The sequence below is a fragment of the Microbulbifer guangxiensis genome, from assembly GCF_021729075.1.
Lineage (GTDB): Bacteria > Pseudomonadota > Gammaproteobacteria > Pseudomonadales > Cellvibrionaceae > Microbulbifer > Microbulbifer guangxiensis.
This window is the reverse complement of sequence record NZ_JAJSAQ010000002.1, coordinates 153,900-169,822: the sequence shown is the minus strand read 5'-3', so window position 1 is coordinate 169,822 and position 15,923 is coordinate 153,900. Positions and strand designations below refer to the sequence as shown.

Here is a 15,923-nt window from a genome sequence, read left to right as displayed (position 1 = left end):
AGGATTGCCTGTCAGAAAACACCCTTTCAAAAGCAACAATAATTATTATGCCTATAGAACTGTACCCGCGGTGCGCACGGGAGGGGTTTAGCCTTTCACTCTTACTCTTTCTGGGGCTTTCTTTCTTGTTGTTCTCTGGGCCCAGTCAAGCCGACATACCTGAGGCCGGGTTTGATGCCTATCGCCTCTCCCAGGATTCCGTCCTGACAGTACTTTCGGATGAGGGCCTGCTGGCCAATGACCGGGATGCCGATGGGGATAGTCTTCGTGTCTCCAGAATCACCAGTAATCCGGCCCACGGCACCATCGAGCTGGCCGCAGATGGATCCCTGCGTTACCAGCCTGTTCCTGGATACCATGGCAATGACAGCTTTCGTTACACCGTTATAGCCGCAGGGGAGGAATCTGCCGAAGCGTTGGTGTTCCTTCAAGTTCAACCACAGCTGGCGCCGGGAGTACCGGGGGACTGGTTTACTCTCGGCGCAAATAGCGCACGTACCGGGTACATGCCGGGTTTTGTCAGTGATGAGCCACCAGCACTCCTCTGGCGCAGTCGTGTTTCCATTGGCGCTACCTGGTTGGAGCAGCCGGTCGTGGCGGATGGACAGGTGTTTGCAAGTTCAGGAAGATCAGGTTATCCGGAGCATTTCATTATTTCCCTGGCTGCGCGAAGTGGCAATCAGATCTGGAAGAAGCGTTTCGATGATTCGTACTCTGTTAGCCAGGGCAGTTACAGTAATGGCCGGCTTTTCGCTTCCCGCGATGGCTACGTATCGGACTATGAATCTGATTCTCAACTATGGGCGCTAGACAGTAAGACCGGTGAAACAATCTGGAGTAATGATCTGCCGGCGGGAAATCACACTTTTCGGGCACCTGCGATCGCAGGCAATCACTTGTGGACCATGGCCGGTAGTACCCGAAGTCACGGTGTCTGGGGCTATGACCAGGTCACTGGTGAGCAGTTGTTCGCTGATCCGGGGCCGGAGATCGACAATGACAACTGGGCACCCTCATTCTTTGAGGGCCGGCTCTTCGCACTGATTGGCAATCGGTTCAGGGAGTATGAGCCGGTCGATGGCACGATGTTACGGGAACTGGAACTCGGATTCCGTACTCACGGAAGGCAGTTTGCTATTCCTGTTATCGACCAGGGTCTTGCGTTTATGCAGGACTACCGCCAGTTGGTCGCAGTGGGCCTGGACGATTTTACGCAGAGATGGAGCCTGCCTGTCAGCAATGCCGGGTTGCCGGTGGTATCTGATGGGCTGCTCTATGTGGTGGAGGCCGGCAACGTATTGGTCTTGGAGGCGCATTCTGGCCGGCAACTGGCCAGCCTGGAGACTGATCACACCGCTTTATGGGTGGCCCTTACTGACAATATGCTGGCTGTTGCCTCTGCCACCCAGGTCGAGCTGTTTGACCGTTTTACCCTGTCCCATACCCACAGTCTCGATGCCGGCGGGCATATCGCGATCGCAGATGGGGTTCTGTATACCGCAACCGAGGGTGAGGTAACTGCCTGGTCGCTGGCTCCCCGGCAAAGAGTAAATGATCAACAGCCCGTTCTCATCAAACCTCTTTCAGACCTATATCTTGACCAGGGTCAGGAGGTGGTCATTGACCTGCTGGAATACTTTACAGATCCCGACGATGACGACACAGAGATACGTTTTGCGCTGGAGTACAACCGCAATGATGGTCGCCTGAAGGCGAGCGCAGAGGGTGGCAAACTGACGATAAAAGTGCCGGATTTTCCCGGCGAAGCACAGTTGACCGTCAGGGGAAATTCTGCCGGGCAGGTAATCGAGGATAGTTTCACCATCTACTATTCTGATCCGAGCATCCTCCTTGAGCTTTTCGATCAGGAGGGCAAACCGCTGGAATCTGGTTCAGTGGTTTCGGGTCAGATCCGCGGGCGGGTCACCGTGCTGGATAAAGTCGGCCAGCATGCCCAGTTTTATCAGAATTTTCGTGTGCTCCACACCGAGGAGCATGGGCATATGGTTGATGAGGAAATATGGCAGAGAAATTTCGTGGTGGACACCACAGGATTCTTTGATGGTGAGAATCTCATTAGCGTTCATGTTCACCCGATGAATATGCCTGATCAACCTTATCGGGCTCAATTCAGTGTTTCCTATGTCAAAGTTGAGACTTTCAATTTCAATCCGGCACCCAACGGTGACACAGCACTGCCTGAGATGGCGTTGGATGTGCGCAAGTTCAAGATTACTCCCTCAGAGCTTTTGCCTGGCCATGAGCTGGAGGCTTCACTCGGTGCCGTTGTCGTCATGGATGATTTTGGGGAGATATGGATTGATGAGTCACGATTTAGTTCGGAAAAGGCCCAGGTAATTCCTCACTTGGGGGCGTCCGTTCTGGGTCGAGGGCGTTGGGCTGAATCCTTCCCACCCTGGGGAGAATCCAATGGGCTTTACATCGAAGGAGCGCAACTATTTAGTTTCCAGAAGGAGCAGGAGTATGCTGCCAATGTTGTTTTCTTCTTCAATGACGATTCCGGCCGTGCCAATTACGCCTTTTACCCCTTGGTGATTCCAGCGCTTCCAGGAGGTGATCGAGGTGGTTATCCGCTGCCGAATCTCGACACCAGGCTGATTGATATTCTGCAGGGTGACGAAATTCTGGTGCCTTCTGGCGGCAGTTATATTGCCAGGATGGAAATTGAGGTGAACATGGAAATGGCCTCAAAGTTTCCCATTATGAATACTTGGGTAGGAAACCGTTCAGTGGCCTCCATCAATATTTTTGATCACGTGAACTATATACCGGATGGTTTTACGAAGTTGTATGTGGATATAGCCATCCCGGCGGCCGAAATTGAAAAGTTACAGGACACTAGGCAGCCGGGGATCGATACTCTTGCATTTGCACTATGGAGCGACTTTTCCGAGCGAGGTGTTGGCAATAAAAGCCTGGCGAGCAGTGAGCATACGCACCTTTCGGCCATTCTCACCCCTGCACGTGCTCACCTAATACCTGATGTTGATCATGATGGTGTAGATAACGATCTGGATAATTGTCCGGCCAAGTACAACCCAGAGCAGGCCGATGCCAATGGCGATGGCCGGGGGGATGCCTGCTATGGTTTTCCGGTCAGTACGCGCCACATTGCTAGCCATGGCCAGTATCTGGCTGGTGGCGAGTCTTCATTTTTACCGGGCCAGAGCCTGTATGTCTGGAATGGGGATTTTGGCCGGGGAAGTCCCGGTTGTAACTTCGATTGTCTTGGGGATCGTTGGCCGCTTCTGGTTGAGGACCTTGCCGAAATAAGTGGCTTTGTCGCGGAATCGGGTCTTCCTGGTCTTGGTTCAGCGACACGTGAAAATGGTGACCTGCAAGTAACCTACAATGGGGCTCCCCTGTATTTCTCTGCTGATGACAGCCAGAACGGAGACGTCGAGGGGGAGGATGACTATTGGTTTCTTGCCACGGTTAACCCGACTGCCAGTTTTAAAATTGCAAAGTCGTCTCTAACCATTTCTGAGGGCGTGGGCCAATTTGACCTTGTCGTTTACAGGCTGGGGAGTGAGTTTGAGTATTTCGAAGCCGTTCCGATCTCTCTCGGTGGGAATGCCAGTGCAGAAAGTGACTATCTATTCAAGTCATCGCTACTCACTTTTCCACCTGGTGAAATCTCTGCTGTGATGACAATTGAAATTCTAGAAGATACGTTACAGGAGGGGAAAGAGGAGGTTGTTGTCGGTTTGGCAGGAGCTCAGCCTGATTTCAAAGTTCTTGAATCAGATACCATCAAAATAATCATAAATGATAATGATGAATCTGATGCTTCCGGGAGTGGTGGGGTGGGCACTGGATCCTCGTCCTCTGGAGGTGGGAAAGGCACTGGGTCTTCGTCCTCCGGTGGCGGCGGTGCGGCCGGATGGCTTTTCTTATTGCTGCTTGTTGCTATTCGGTGGAAAGTTTACTCACCAGGTTTTAGGGAAGGCCGATGCGCCAAGGGCGCTATGTTGACGGTTAATCACTGTTGATTAACCTTGACCCTTTGTTACTGCAGTTGGCATTTTTACTGATTTTTGACCCGGCGATTAATGGGGCGCATCGCTCGCAGGAGCAGAATCCCCAGTTTTGCACCAGATGACATAAATGCTCCGGCAAGGCCACCGCAAATGAGCCCCCAAAAGTGGGCCTCAGTGATGACTTCTGCGCCAACCCAGCTTTCTGTCAGTGAATCTTTAGTGCCGAATGTTTCCGAATAAACCTTGAGGGAAATCAGGGCCAAAATGAAAGCTCCCCGCCATCGCTCACTCCGCTCCGTGAGATCTCGCGTTGCTCCCAGGGCGACAAGGGCGTGAAGCACACCAGAAAATCCTACATACCAATCGATTTGTGGCTCAAATAGCAGGAGCGCTATTCCGCACATTGAGGCTAAAGCAACGCTTTCCAACAGCAGGCGATGAATCGTCTGCTGGGCGGGGAAGAGGGCCCAGTAGATGAGGAAGCCGGAGAGGTTTAGCAGCAGGTGATGAAGATTTATATGAGCGAAATGTGCAGTGAGAATCCGCCAATATTGTCCGGAAAGAATCTGAAAACGATCATAGCGCAGTAACGGTTCCAGCTCTCTTGAGAAGAAGTGTATCAGGCATATGAGGCTGATCAGTAGTACTGGTCCAGTCCCAATTCTGATAGCGTTTCTTGCTTTATGCGGCATGAGCTTTGAGTCTCACTGTTACTTTATATGGAGAGGTACCCTCTACCTTTTTGTTGGCGCCTCTTCGGTTCACCAGCCGTAATGGGCCGATAAATGAAGAGCTAGGGCATTGTATCAGTGGTTCTCGATTCCAGTGCTATGGAGCCTAAGTCAGGGCTGGAGTTCAATGTCCCGCGCCTGGCAAGTTGTACCAGGGAAGGCTCCCGTTCCGCTTTCTGATTCTGCACTCGTAGGGCTTCGCGGTATACCCTGTCCGATACAATATATTCCTCGGCCTGCTGGTTGATCTCACTGTAGCGGGTGTTCAGCTCGGCGATCTTCATCGACAGGTGTTCCAGGTCCAGAATGCCATCGAAGTAGAGGGCGATCAGGCGCTCACATTCCCGCGCAATCGCCAGGTACTCGTTGCCCACCTCGCGGTGACCCTCGTAGTTTCTCTTGAAATTGAAAAAGGTCTGGATACCACCAAGCAGGGCGGTGAGCAGTGCCAGCGCGGCACCCGCCCATTTGGTCCAGTCGGGCAGTTCGGTATTGATCAGGGAGAAAAACAGGGAGCCCAGGAAGAGGTTGATCACCACGATCGGCACACCGCAGAGTACATGCAGGTTGCGGCCACGCATGGAAGCCCGGAAGTGGCTGTGCTTGCACAGATGCGCATTCCAGCGCAGTTTGTCCAGCACTTCCACCGTGTTGGGGATAATACCTCCGACTGGGGCGGTTGCGATGTTTGCGGGATCAGTTCGAGAAATCGCCATCGTTCGACCGGGTCCGTTGGTAACAGGCGGAAGCGCCTATTGTGCCTGCTCGATGGCGGTTTTTCAGCTGGAATTGGATGGGCCTGGCTCCTGACGATTTTGTCAGGTGAGCTCTGTGAGGCTCTCCGGCTGCCTTGCAACGCCTGGGCGTGGCAAGCCCAGGAAAATCGACACCAGCGCCGCGAGCCCCAGCAGCCAGCAGTACTGGATGCTGCCCACCAGCGCCAGTGGTGAGACTTTGGCCAGCGAGGAAGCCAGAAGTATTTGCGCACCCCACGGCAGCAGGCCCTGCACGGCGCAGGAGAAGATATCCAGCAGGCTGGCAGTGCGGCGCGGGTCGACACCGTAGCGGGCAGCGATGTCCCTGGCCAGCTCACCGTTCAGCAGGATGGCGACGGTGTTGTTGGCCACACACACGTTGGTGGCGGATACGGCGAGGCCGATGCTCAGCTCGCCGGTGCGTGGGCCGCGATTCCTGTCGCCGCCGAGGCAGCTGAGCCAGTCAATGGCCCGGGCGAGCCAGGCCAGTCCGCCGCCGGATTTCATCATTGCGCCCAGGCCGCCGATCAGCAGGGACAGGATGAGGATCTCCTGCATGTTGGTGTAGCCGGCATAGATGTCCTTCGACAGGTTCACGAGTGTATAACCGGGCTCGAGGCCCAGGCCGACAGCGCCGGCCAGCAGGATGCCGGCGAACAGCACCAGTAGCACATTGACGCCGAGGATCGCCATCGCCAACACGGCGACGTAGGGCAGGACCCGCAACAGTTCGTAATCGCCGGGTGTCGGCACCGCCACCGTAGTGCCCTGGAAATAGAGCCAGGTCATTGTCATCAGGGCCGCGGGCAGGGCGATGCGGAAGTTCATGCGGAACTTGTCACGCATCTCGACGTTCTGGGTGCGGGTGGCGGCAATGGTGGTGTCTGAGATGATCGACAGGTTGTCGCCGAACATGGCCCCACCCACCACAGTGCCCACGGTCAACAGCAGTGGCAGGTCGGTGGCGTCCGCCACGCCCACGGCGATCGGTGCGATGGCGGCGACGGTGCCCATTGAAGTGCCCATGGCGGTGGCCACAAACGCGGTAATGGCAAACAGCCCCGGCAGCACCAGCGCCGGCGGAATCACGCTGAGGCCGGAGTTTACCGTTGCATCCACACCGCCGACCGCCTTGGCCACGCTGGCAAAGCCACCCGCGAGCAGGTAGATCAGGACCATGGTGACGATGGTGTGATTACCAACTCCGCGCACAAAGGTCTCGATGCGCTCGTTCAATGATCCCCGGGCCAGCCAGATGGCCAGGGCGATGGCCGGCAGGATCGCGACCGGTGCGGACACCTGGTAGAAAGCGAACTCGACACCCTGGGCCTGGAACCAGGGGCCACTACCGACGAACAGGGTAAGGAATACAGCGAGGGGCAGCAGGGCCAGCGCGGAAGGTTTGGTCATGGGTACAGCTTCGACAAACAGCGGGCAGAAAAGGCCGGCGATTATAAAGACGGCCCGGAAATTGACCAATAATTCTCCGGTCGGGATGCCGGCATTCTGGTTATAAGTGCGGAGTGCTTTTACCGTCCGGGTGCCGGCTCGCAGCGGACCTCTTCCGCACCAAAGCCCCAGGTCAACCGCACACCACCGGATTCTTTCCACAGGCTCTCATTGCGGCCCTGGTACCTGATGCCGTTGTTCCCCGGCTGGCGATACATCAGCGAGACCCGATCCCCGCGTTCGGCGATCAGGGTGGGCGGATCTGTCTCGAAATAGGTCACCACCAGTTCATTGGCCGGGTTGCCATCACAAGCGAATACCATCGGCGCGCTCGAGGGCACCAGGCGGTAGCGTGCCTGCAGTTCGGCGATGCGCTGGCGATAGCTCTCCTCGATACAGGCACGCTTGTCGTCGCTCTTCCAGCACTCGTTGCGCCCCTTGATCCAGCCGCGTTGCTCGGCCTTGAGCACTGGAGGACGCTCGTTCGCAGCCTTTTTGCCGGCTGCGGCGTAGACCGTTGCCATCTTTCGGTCGAGGCGGGCCAATTGCTCGTCCTGGCATATGAGGGCCTCGATACCGCCTGCTTTCACCTTGCTGCAGTCGAAGGCCGGATCGGCTCCGGAGGTGGCCAGGGCGCCCGCAGCGGCAATAAAGCCAGCCAATGCGGCCAGGCAGCGCAGGCGGTGATGGGTGGGGCTGGTCCTCATGGATTCGGGTCTCTCACTGACTTCCTTATGATCAGGATAGCTGCACCAATGCCGCCGGGGTTTACAGCAGTGGCTCTTCAGTCCCCGGCAAATCTGTTTATGATGTGCGTTGCGCTGGGCACCATCGGGCTCTTCATGGCCGGGATCCCCTGTCACGGGCATCGGCGCCAGTGCGGGGCACCGATCCTATCTGCAGCACCTGGCAGGTAAAAAAAGAACCAAAAGAAGGCCGGTGACACGGCTACAAGGGAATCATCAATGGCATTGTCGCGGCACCACTTCATTGTTATCGGACCACTGCTCGCTGCCGCTTTTTTCTGGCTGCTCACCGGGACAGGCATGCCCTACCTGCCGGCAGTGACGGCCGCAATTACCCTGCTGACCGTGACCTGGTGGATTACCGAGGCCCTGCCGATTCCGGCGACCTCACTGGTGCCGTTTGTGCTGCTGCCGCTGTTCGGGGTTGCCGATCACAAACTGGTGGCTTCTTCGCTGGGCAGCCATGTCATCCTGCTGTTGATGGGCGCTTTTATGCTGTCCAAGGCGCTGGAAAAGAGCGGTGCCCATGAGCGGCTGGCACTCTACATGCTGCGCCTCGTTGGGGTGTCCAGTGGGCGGAGGCTGGTGCTGGGTTTTATGCTGGCGGCTGGCCTGCTCAGTATGTGGATTTCCAATACCGCCACTACCCTGATGATGCTGCCCATTGCACTGGCGATACTGTCGAGGGTGGAAAACCGCAAGCTCACTGTCGCCCTGGTACTGGGCATCGCCTACGCCGCCAGCCTCGGTGGGGTAGGGAGCCCCATCGGCACACCGCCGAACGTCATCTTTATGGGCATTTACGAGGAGGTCACCGGGCGCGGCTTCAGCTTCCTGCAGTGGCTGTTCATCGGCGTGCCGGTGGTGCTGGTGACCCTGCCGATCATGGCCCTCTGGCTCACCCGCAATGTCCATCTCGACAAGACTATTGTCCCGCCGTCCGTTGGCGAATGGCGCCCGGAAGAGGTTCGAACGCTGGCGGTGTTCGGTATAGCCATCCTGGCCTGGGTCACCCGCGGAGAGCCCTTCGGTGGCTGGAGCGGGTGGCTGGGGATCGACGGTGCCGGTGACAGCACCGTGGCCCTCGGGGCGGTGGTGCTGCTGTTCCTGGTGCCCGACGGCAAGGGCGGTCGCCTGATGGACTGGCAGACCGCAGAAAACATTCCCTGGGGCATGCTGCTGCTGTTCGCCGGCGGTATTGCCATCGCCAAGGGGTTCGCCGCTTCCGGCCTCAGCGACATGCTTGGCAACGGGCTGTCGTTCCTCACCGCCATGCCCCTGTGGCTGATGCTGGTCTTGCTGTGCCTCTCGGTGACCTTCCTGACCGAGATCACCAGCAATACCGCGACTGCGACATTACTGATGCCAATCCTCGCGGTTGCCGCGCAATCCGCCGGTTTCGATCCCATGGTGCTGATGATCCCCGCCGCTATGTGTGCCAGCTGCGCCTTCATGCTGCCAGTGGCCACCGCGCCCAATGCCATTGCCTATGGCACCGGTGTGATCAGGATGCAGGATATGGTGCGGGAGGGGGCTGTCTTGAGCGTGCTGGCTTCGCTGATTATTGCCGGGATGAGCTGGCTGTTGCTCGTGTAGGGCGCCCTTGTAGCCCCGGTAATGTTTCGGTAGCGTGGAGATCGCCTTTCACAACGAAACACTGCCAGGGAGTGGTTATGAAAATGTGCCTTCGCGTCATCGCGGGCCTCACCAGCTTTTTCATTGCTGGTGTTGTATTTGCCAACCCGACTGCGGCTCGGGCAGAAAATGTCATCGATGTGATGGCTGTGGATTATGCCTTCGGCGCTCCGACAGAGATCCCTTCTGGCTGGACTACCTTCCGCATGAAAAACGTGGGCAGTGAGGTCCACGTTATGTCACTGGCTCGTCTCCCTGAAACCGTGAGCCTCGCTGAAATTCGCAAACTCAATAATGCCTACGCAAGTGACCAGCGGCGGATGCACCGTGGAGAAATCATATCAGAAAAAGCCCTGGAACTCTGGGAAGCGATGGAGCCGGCATGGTGGCCTCGGATTGAAATGCACGGCGGTGTTGGCTTTATCTCTCCCGGACAGGTGGGGGAGACCACGGTTTACCTGCAGCCGGGCCTTTACGAATTGACCTGTCACATCAAGACAGCGGACGGTAAATCGCATTTCATCATGGGGATGCGCGCCCATATCCGCGTTACGCCGCAGGCTTCTGGTATGCAGGAACCTGAAACGGATGTCCGGCTTACCGTCAGCCGGGACGGGCTGGAGTTGCAGGGAGAAATCAGCCGGGGTGAGCAGCTGGTGGAAGTGCACTATGCCGATAGCCCCGACCCGTTACACGATATACACCTGGCGAGGTTGGATGAGAACGACAGCCAGGCAAAGGCTGTTGCGTGGATGGACGCTGTCCAGGCCCCGGCACCTGTGACGATGCTCGGTGGTGTGGGGCATCTCAGTGCCGGAAAAAGTGGCTATTTCGATGCGAATTACACACCCGGGAGCTATCTGTTTTTATGCCAGCAGCATCCGGAAGAGCGGTTGCTGGTGGAGATTCCGCAGTAAAACAACAGTGGCGCCCGGCCGGGGTTTCTCGGGGGAGGATCCGGTATGGGCGCTGGCTTCCTCCTGCCGGGTTCTGTCCGCAACTAGGCTTGCCATAAGTATTGGCGGTATTGCGGGGCAGCCCGGTGTCCACACTTCTGAAGGTAGGCCTCAACACCACAGGCAGGGATTTTGTCGTCGGTGATGTCCACGGCCATTTTTCCCAGTTACAGCATCAGCTGAAATTACTGCAATTTGACGGCAACAGTGACCGGCTCTTCTGTGTCGGTGATGTGGTAGACCGTGGGGAAGAGAGTGAGGCCATGCTCGAACTGGTGGACCAGCGGCGCTGTTTCAGTGTGCTGGGCAACCATGAAGCGATGATGATCGCCGGGTTTGAAAAGCCTGAGGATGCGGGCCTGCACCTGTCCAATGGCGGTGAGTGGTTTTATCGACTGCCGCGTACACGACAGCAACGTTATGCCGAGCAGGCCCGAACCTGGCCCTGGGCCATCGAGATCGAAACGTCCCGGGGGCCGGTTGGCCTGGTACACGCCAATGTCCCGCAGAGCAGCTGGCACGAGGTTTCGAAACAGCTACAGGCGATGGCGGCCGACTGGCAGGCCGGTGCCCCGCTCACCAGTCACGCCATCGAATACGCCGCGCAGAACCTGCTCTGGAACCGGACGCTGGTGCTGCGCCTTTACAGTGAGTTTCTGGAATCTGAAGCCAACAAGCGGCGCATAGTTGCGCACTGGCAATCCCCGGGCAGTGACGAGTGGGTGGCGCAGGGGACGGTCAGCCAGTTGGCGCCGTTCGATATCGAGGGCGTCGCTGGTGTCTGCATGGGACATACCTATGTGCCGGTGCCCATCCGGGCGGGCCGCTGCCACTTCCTTGATACCTACCGCGGCGATCCGGGGGAAGCGCTGGGCATCATCTGCATCAACGCCTCCTGAAGTCATATGTCGTCAGGCGCCGATCAGCCCCTGGCCGCAGACCCGGATGGTGTTGCCATTGATGCCGCTGGCGCCCGGTGAGGCGAGGAAGCAGATCAGTTCTGCCACATCCCGTGGCTGGCCGCCCTGCTTGAGGGAATTGAGCCGCCGGCCCGCCTCCCGGGTAAAGAAGGGCATGGCATCGGTCATGGCGGTTTCGATAAACCCGGGTGCCACGGCGTTGGCGCAGATGCCGCGCTCGGCCAGCTTCGGCCCCAGTGCCGCCACATAGCCGATCAGGGCCGCCTTGGTGGTGGCGTAGTTCGTCTGGCCGAAGTTGCCCGCCACGCCGCTCATCGATGATAAGTAGACCAGCCGCCCGCTATCGCGGATCAGTTGCGCCTCCAGCAGTGCCGCGTCGGCGGCGATAATGGCCGCAAGGTTGACCTGCATGACCTGCTGCCAGAAATGCTCCGGCATTTTGCCCAGCGTCTTGTCGCGGGTAATGCCGGCATTGTGCACGAGAATATCCAGCCCGCCGAACTGTTCGCGGACAAGCTGCACCAGCTTTTGCGGCGCATCCCCGGCCGAGATATCCAGTGTCAGTGGGGTTGCTCCCATTTCCCGAGCTACTCTCCCGAGCTCTTCCGAGGCGGCGGTAATATCCAGGCAGATCACCTCCGCGCCTTCCTGGCGCAGCCGTTGTGCGGTCGCCAGGCCGATGCCACGGGCGGCGCCGGTGACGAGGGCGACCTTGCCAGCCAGCAGTTGCTCCCGCGGCAGCACCTCCGGGGCGCGGGTCTGGGCGGTTACCGTGATGGCCTGGCCAGACACATAGGCGGTCTGCGGTCCACAGAAAAAGCGCAGCACCATATCAAGGCGCTCGCCGGCATCGTGCGCCACGTAGGCCAGGTTGACAGTGGTACCCCTGGGGCCCAGCTCCTTGCCGAGGGAGCGGCTGAAGCCCTCCAGCCCACGCGCCACACCGGCCGCTTCCACACTCTTTGCTTCTGAAGGTACAGGGGCGAGCAGCAAGACGCGGCCATTGGTGCCGATGCGACGCGCTACCGGATGCAGGCGCTCGTAGAGGCTGTTGTAATCGGCAGTGGTCTCTAGCCCGGTTGCGTCCAGTATCAGGATATCGAAACGTTCGTCGCCGGACTGCGGTTCGGCATCGTGGATCTCCGCACCGGCAGCCTCGAGTATCTGCCGCAGGACAGTTTCCAGGTTACCGCTGGCAGCACCTAACAGCAGCACGCGTTTGCCCTTGAAAGGCTGGGCCCGGTATGGACCGCTTTCACGCGCAAGGATGACCGGATTCGGCAGACCCAGGGCTTTTGTCAGCCAGCCAGTCAGCGGATTTTTGTTCAGGTTTTGCAGCAGGTCAGACATGGAGTTCTTTGATCTTCTGTCGTTATTTTTCCAGGATGGCCGTCACGGCCTGGCCGCCGGCAGCGCAGACGGAAATCAGCCCGCGGCCGGAGCCCTTTTCATTGAGGATTTTTGCCAGGGTGCCGACGATACGCCCCCCGGTAGCGGCAAACGGGTGGCCGGTGGCGATGGAGCTGCCTTTCACATTCAGCTTGCTGCGATCGATGTTGCCCAAGGCCTGTTCGAGGCCGAGCCTGTCGCGGCAGAATTCATCGGATTCCAGCGCGGCGAGCGTGCACAGCACCACTGCCGCGAAGGCCTCGTGAATCTCGTAGTAATCGAAATCCTGCAGCGTCAGCCCGCGCTTGGCCAGCATGCGCGGGATGGCGTAGGCACCGCCCATCAGCAGGCCCTCATTGCCGTTCACGTAGTCGACCGCTGCCACTTCACCGGCAGTGATATAGGCAAGGATGGGGAGTCCGCGCTCCCTCGCCCATTCTTCACTGGCCAGCAGCACGGCGGAAGCGCCATCGGTAAACGGGGTGGCATTGGCGGCGGTAATGGTGCCACTGTCGCGGTCAAACGCGGGTTTCAGTTTGGCCATTTTCTCTAGCGTGGCATCTGCACGCAGGTTGTTGTCCCGTTTCAGCCCGTGGTAGGGCATTACCAGGTCATCGAAGAAGCCCTCGTCATAGGCCCGGGCCAGGTTCTGGTGGCTGGCCAGGGCCAGCGCATCCTGGGCTTCCCGGCTGATGCCGAATTTCTTCGCCGTGATCTGGGCGTGCTGGCCCATGGTTTTGCCGGTGCGGGGCTCAGCGCCGGTGGGCATCTCCGGCAGCAGGTGCTTGGGGTTCAGCAGCTTGAGGGCGGCCTTGATCCGGTCCCCGGTGGTGCGGGCGGCGTTCACCTTCACCAGCGCGCGGCGCAGGTCGTGGTTGGCACCCATGGGGATGTCCGAGGTGGTATCGGTGCCACAGGCAATGCCGCTGTCGATCTGCCCCAGGGCGATCTTGTTCGCCACCAGGATGGTGGCTTCCAGGCTGGTGCCACAGGCCTGCTGGATGTCGTAGGCCGGCGTATGCGGATCCAGGCCGCAGCCCAGCACCGATTCCCGCACCAGATTCCAGTCGCTGGCATGCTTCTGCACCGCACCGCCGGCCACCTCGCCGAGCTTCTGTCCCCTCAGGCCGCACTGGTCAACGAGCCCGCGCAGGGTATCGGTCAGCATCGTCTGGTTGCTGAGCTCAGCATACGCAGTGTTTGAGCGGGCAAACGGAATGCGGTTGGCGGCGACGATCGCGACGCGGCGGGGTTCTCCGATCTGCATGGGGCGTCCCTTGTCTGGCTGTGATTGGTTTCAGCGTAGGTTATCGGCTGCGGGCGCCGCAGGGCAGGTTAAAGTGAGACAGGGCGGCTGGCTGATTCGCTCAGGGGGAGGCGGTCAGTGCCCAGGCTCCACTTTGCGGCATAATCGACTTTGATTTGTTACGGGAAGAGGGATCACAAATGCGCGTATTCGATGACATAGAGGCCCCGGTAATCGAACGTTTTGGCAGCCGCAGGGCCTTGAACAGCCAGCTGGCCAGACCAGAGCCGGCCGCAGCCCTGCGTAAAATCGCCGACAGCCGCTGGCTGTCCGAGGCATCCCGTGCTGTGATGCAGGCGGGGTTCAACTGGACCGTGGTGCGGAATAAATGGCCGCGTATCGAAGAGATCTTCCACGGCTTCGACCTGCATCACTGTGCCTTCATGCCGGATGAGGCGCTGGAAGACGTGATGAAGCAGGACGGCATGATCCGCCACTGGGCCAAGACAAAGGCAATCCGGGACAACGCGACCTTCTTCCTGGAGCTGTCCCGGGCTCACAATGGGCTGGGCCATTATTTCGCCGGCTGGGATGCGGCCAGCTACGTCGATAACCTCCGCGCCCTGCAGAAAGGCGGCTCCCGCCTCGGTGGCCGCACGGCGCAGGTGTTCCTGCGGCGCATGGGGGTGGATACCCCGATCTTCTCGCCGGATATGGTGCAGGCGCTGGTGCGGGAGGGTGTCGTGCTCAAGTCACCGTCGTCGCAGAGGGACCTGGCTGCGGTTCAGTCGGCGCTGAACCAGTGGCGACAGGAGTCCGGCCGAAGCCTCAGTGAAATCAGCCAGATCCTCGCCTATTCCGTCGGCTGATGGCCCCGGTCGGCGATGAGAACCGGCCGGAAATTTCTTTTCCCATCACTACCGCAGGTCGCCCGGCCTTCAAACCAATGCCCACTCAAGGAACAGGCGGTTGGGTCCCTGAAGGTAATCGGCAAAGAGAGGGCAGTGGACAGAATCGTGCTCACGCTACAGCCAATGCGCCGGGGCTGCCAGCGAAAAGGTCCAGCTTGCCCATCGGCCACTGCGATCAATTCCATCTACCGGCGGGGACACAACTGCTGGTAGACTTTCTGTTTCCCCTGAGCTGTACCCACCCAACCCCGTAGCTGACAGGGATTCTATGAAAAAGTCACACTGCCTACCCGTGCTGCTGTGCAGTCTCCTCCCTTCTCTCTCCGCAATGGCTTTTTCCGATCACAGTGCCTGTGGGGATCCCTTGCCGCCAACCCGCATCGTGGATGAGCAGAGAAGTTTCACCTATACCAAGGGGAAAGGTCCGTATCGGGTCCAGTTCAATTACACCGGCGACAACTGGACACATGCCGATGTCGCTGCCATCAGGGTGGAGACTGACCGACCGATTGCCGTACTGCCCATGCAGTACACAAGGCCGGGTGGGATGATGCCGGGGGCGCAGGTGGATGGCCAGTTGATCGGGCAACAGTGGAACCTGATCACGCAGGCAGAGCTGGCCAGGCGGCTGTGTCAGTTGGGTTTTGTTGTATTTACGCCGTCCATCAGTGCCTACGGCGAAAACCTGGATGGCTACCAGGCCTTTGAACACTTCATCGCCGGTCTGCACAAGGGCAACCGCAATATCCAGACCGTCCTGCTCACGGCAGATGCCCATAACCCGAATCTCCAGAACCCACTGCCCGGTGCGCAGATGCTGGTCACCGGGACCAATCCCCGCAACAAGGCCTGGGAGGCGCTCATCCAGCGCCGTATCGCGCCATTTTATGAGCAGATACAGTTGGGTAACCGGGGGGCGCGGGTCCGTGGCGGTCACTCCGATGAGGAGGGTTCGTCCGCAGCCTGGCACCCTCTGATCGAACGGGCAGCGGAGTTTGGTCCTACCGTGACCATCATGGAGGTCTCCCGGGCCATCGACATCGTCGAAAAGGCCGGCTCGATCGATGCCGGCCGGCAATGGGCGGGGCCGTTGTTCGATGCCCTGGCGCTGGCGATGCAGGAATACGCCTGTCAGGATGATTCAGTGAAGTGCGGCCGCACTGGTCTGAATAAAAGCCGCTGAG

The 15,923-nt window shown here is 58.8% G+C and carries 12 protein-coding genes; 6 read left to right on the top strand and 6 right to left on the bottom strand.

From position 1 onward, the window contains the following. Window positions 1-47 precede the first annotated feature (47 nt). Window positions 48-4,013, top strand: coding sequence for a cadherin-like domain-containing protein (locus tag LVD12_RS04945; protein WP_237066102.1), 3,966 nt, complete (start codon window positions 48-50; stop codon window positions 4,011-4,013). 35 nt (window positions 4,014-4,048) lie between these two features. Here LVD12_RS04945 and rrtA read toward each other — a convergent pair whose 3' ends face one another. The 4 genes from rrtA to LVD12_RS04925 form a co-directional block, all read right to left on the bottom strand. Further along, the gene (rrtA, locus tag LVD12_RS04940) at window positions 4,049-4,693 is read right to left on the bottom strand and encodes a rhombosortase (RefSeq protein ID WP_237066100.1); all 645 of its coding nucleotides are present in this window, start codon (window positions 4,691-4,693) and stop codon (window positions 4,049-4,051) included. A gap of 101 nt (window positions 4,694-4,794) precedes the next feature. Continuing rightward, window positions 4,795-5,448 carry an SLATT domain-containing protein gene (locus LVD12_RS04935; RefSeq protein WP_237066098.1) on the bottom strand — a complete coding sequence of 218 codons (654 nt, stop codon included), beginning with the start codon at window positions 5,446-5,448 and terminating at the stop codon, window positions 4,795-4,797. Between the two features lie 102 nt (window positions 5,449-5,550). After that, window positions 5,551-6,897 carry a Na+/H+ antiporter NhaC family protein gene (locus LVD12_RS04930; protein ID WP_237066097.1) on the bottom strand — a complete coding sequence of 449 codons (1,347 nt, stop codon included), beginning with the start codon at window positions 6,895-6,897 and terminating at the stop codon, window positions 5,551-5,553. A gap of 119 nt (window positions 6,898-7,016) precedes the next feature. Further along, window positions 7,017-7,643 carry an MliC family protein gene (locus tag LVD12_RS04925; protein WP_237066096.1) on the bottom strand — a complete coding sequence of 209 codons (627 nt, stop codon included), beginning with the start codon at window positions 7,641-7,643 and terminating at the stop codon, window positions 7,017-7,019. A gap of 258 nt (window positions 7,644-7,901) precedes the next feature. On the opposite strand from LVD12_RS04925, the gene LVD12_RS04920 reads away from it, so the two are divergent. From LVD12_RS04920 to LVD12_RS04910, 3 genes are all read left to right on the top strand, one after another. Beyond that, on the top strand, window positions 7,902-9,278 hold the full coding sequence (locus LVD12_RS04920; RefSeq protein WP_237066095.1) for an SLC13 family permease: 1,377 nt from the start codon (window positions 7,902-7,904) through the stop codon (window positions 9,276-9,278). 77 nt (window positions 9,279-9,355) lie between these two features. Continuing rightward, window positions 9,356-10,234, top strand: a complete 879-nt coding sequence (locus LVD12_RS04915; RefSeq protein WP_237066094.1) for a hypothetical protein — start codon at window positions 9,356-9,358, stop codon at window positions 10,232-10,234. Window positions 10,235-10,359: 125 nt separating this feature from the next. Continuing rightward, entirely contained in the window at window positions 10,360-11,172 is an 813-nt protein-coding gene (locus tag LVD12_RS04910) for a metallophosphoesterase (RefSeq protein ID WP_237066093.1), read from the top strand. A gap of 12 nt (window positions 11,173-11,184) precedes the next feature. Here LVD12_RS04910 and LVD12_RS04905 read toward each other — a convergent pair whose 3' ends face one another. Both LVD12_RS04905 and LVD12_RS04900 read right to left on the bottom strand, forming a co-directional pair. Beyond that, entirely contained in the window at window positions 11,185-12,543 is a 1,359-nt protein-coding gene (locus LVD12_RS04905) for a 3-oxoacyl-ACP reductase (protein WP_237066092.1), read from the bottom strand. 22 nt (window positions 12,544-12,565) lie between these two features. Next, on the bottom strand, window positions 12,566-13,849 hold the full coding sequence (locus LVD12_RS04900) for an acetyl-CoA C-acetyltransferase (RefSeq protein ID WP_237066091.1): 1,284 nt from the start codon (window positions 13,847-13,849) through the stop codon (window positions 12,566-12,568). Window positions 13,850-14,028: 179 nt separating this feature from the next. Here LVD12_RS04900 and LVD12_RS04895 point away from each other — a divergent pair, with 179 nt between their 5' ends. Both LVD12_RS04895 and LVD12_RS04890 read left to right on the top strand, forming a co-directional pair. Then, window positions 14,029-14,697 (top strand): DNA-3-methyladenine glycosylase I, encoded by a 669-nt coding sequence (locus tag LVD12_RS04895; protein ID WP_237066090.1) that lies wholly within the window; start codon window positions 14,029-14,031, stop codon window positions 14,695-14,697. Between the two features lie 310 nt (window positions 14,698-15,007). Next, entirely contained in the window at window positions 15,008-15,922 is a 915-nt protein-coding gene (locus LVD12_RS04890; protein WP_237066089.1) for a hypothetical protein, read from the top strand. The last annotated feature ends 1 nt before the right edge of the window (window position 15,923 follow it).

Coding starts and splice junctions, on each gene's coding strand:
- LVD12_RS04890 (WP_237066089.1), top strand. CDS start 15,008: ATGAAAAAGTCACACTGCCTACCCGTGCTGCTGTGCAGTCTCCTCCCT.
- LVD12_RS04930 (WP_237066097.1), bottom strand. CDS start 6,897: ATGACCAAACCTTCCGCGCTGGCCCTGCTGCCCCTCGCTGTATTCCTT.
- LVD12_RS04925 (WP_237066096.1), bottom strand. CDS start 7,643: ATGAGGACCAGCCCCACCCATCACCGCCTGCGCTGCCTGGCCGCATTG.
- LVD12_RS04905 (WP_237066092.1), bottom strand. CDS start 12,543: ATGTCTGACCTGCTGCAAAACCTGAACAAAAATCCGCTGACTGGCTGG.
- LVD12_RS04895 (WP_237066090.1), top strand. CDS start 14,029: ATGCGCGTATTCGATGACATAGAGGCCCCGGTAATCGAACGTTTTGGC.
- LVD12_RS04920 (WP_237066095.1), top strand. CDS start 7,902: ATGGCATTGTCGCGGCACCACTTCATTGTTATCGGACCACTGCTCGCT.
- rrtA (WP_237066100.1), bottom strand. CDS start 4,693: ATGCCGCATAAAGCAAGAAACGCTATCAGAATTGGGACTGGACCAGTA.
- LVD12_RS04935 (WP_237066098.1), bottom strand. CDS start 5,448: ATGGCGATTTCTCGAACTGATCCCGCAAACATCGCAACCGCCCCAGTC.
- LVD12_RS04945 (WP_237066102.1), top strand. CDS start 48: ATGCCTATAGAACTGTACCCGCGGTGCGCACGGGAGGGGTTTAGCCTT.
- LVD12_RS04900 (WP_237066091.1), bottom strand. CDS start 13,849: ATGCAGATCGGAGAACCCCGCCGCGTCGCGATCGTCGCCGCCAACCGC.
- LVD12_RS04915 (WP_237066094.1), top strand. CDS start 9,356: ATGAAAATGTGCCTTCGCGTCATCGCGGGCCTCACCAGCTTTTTCATT.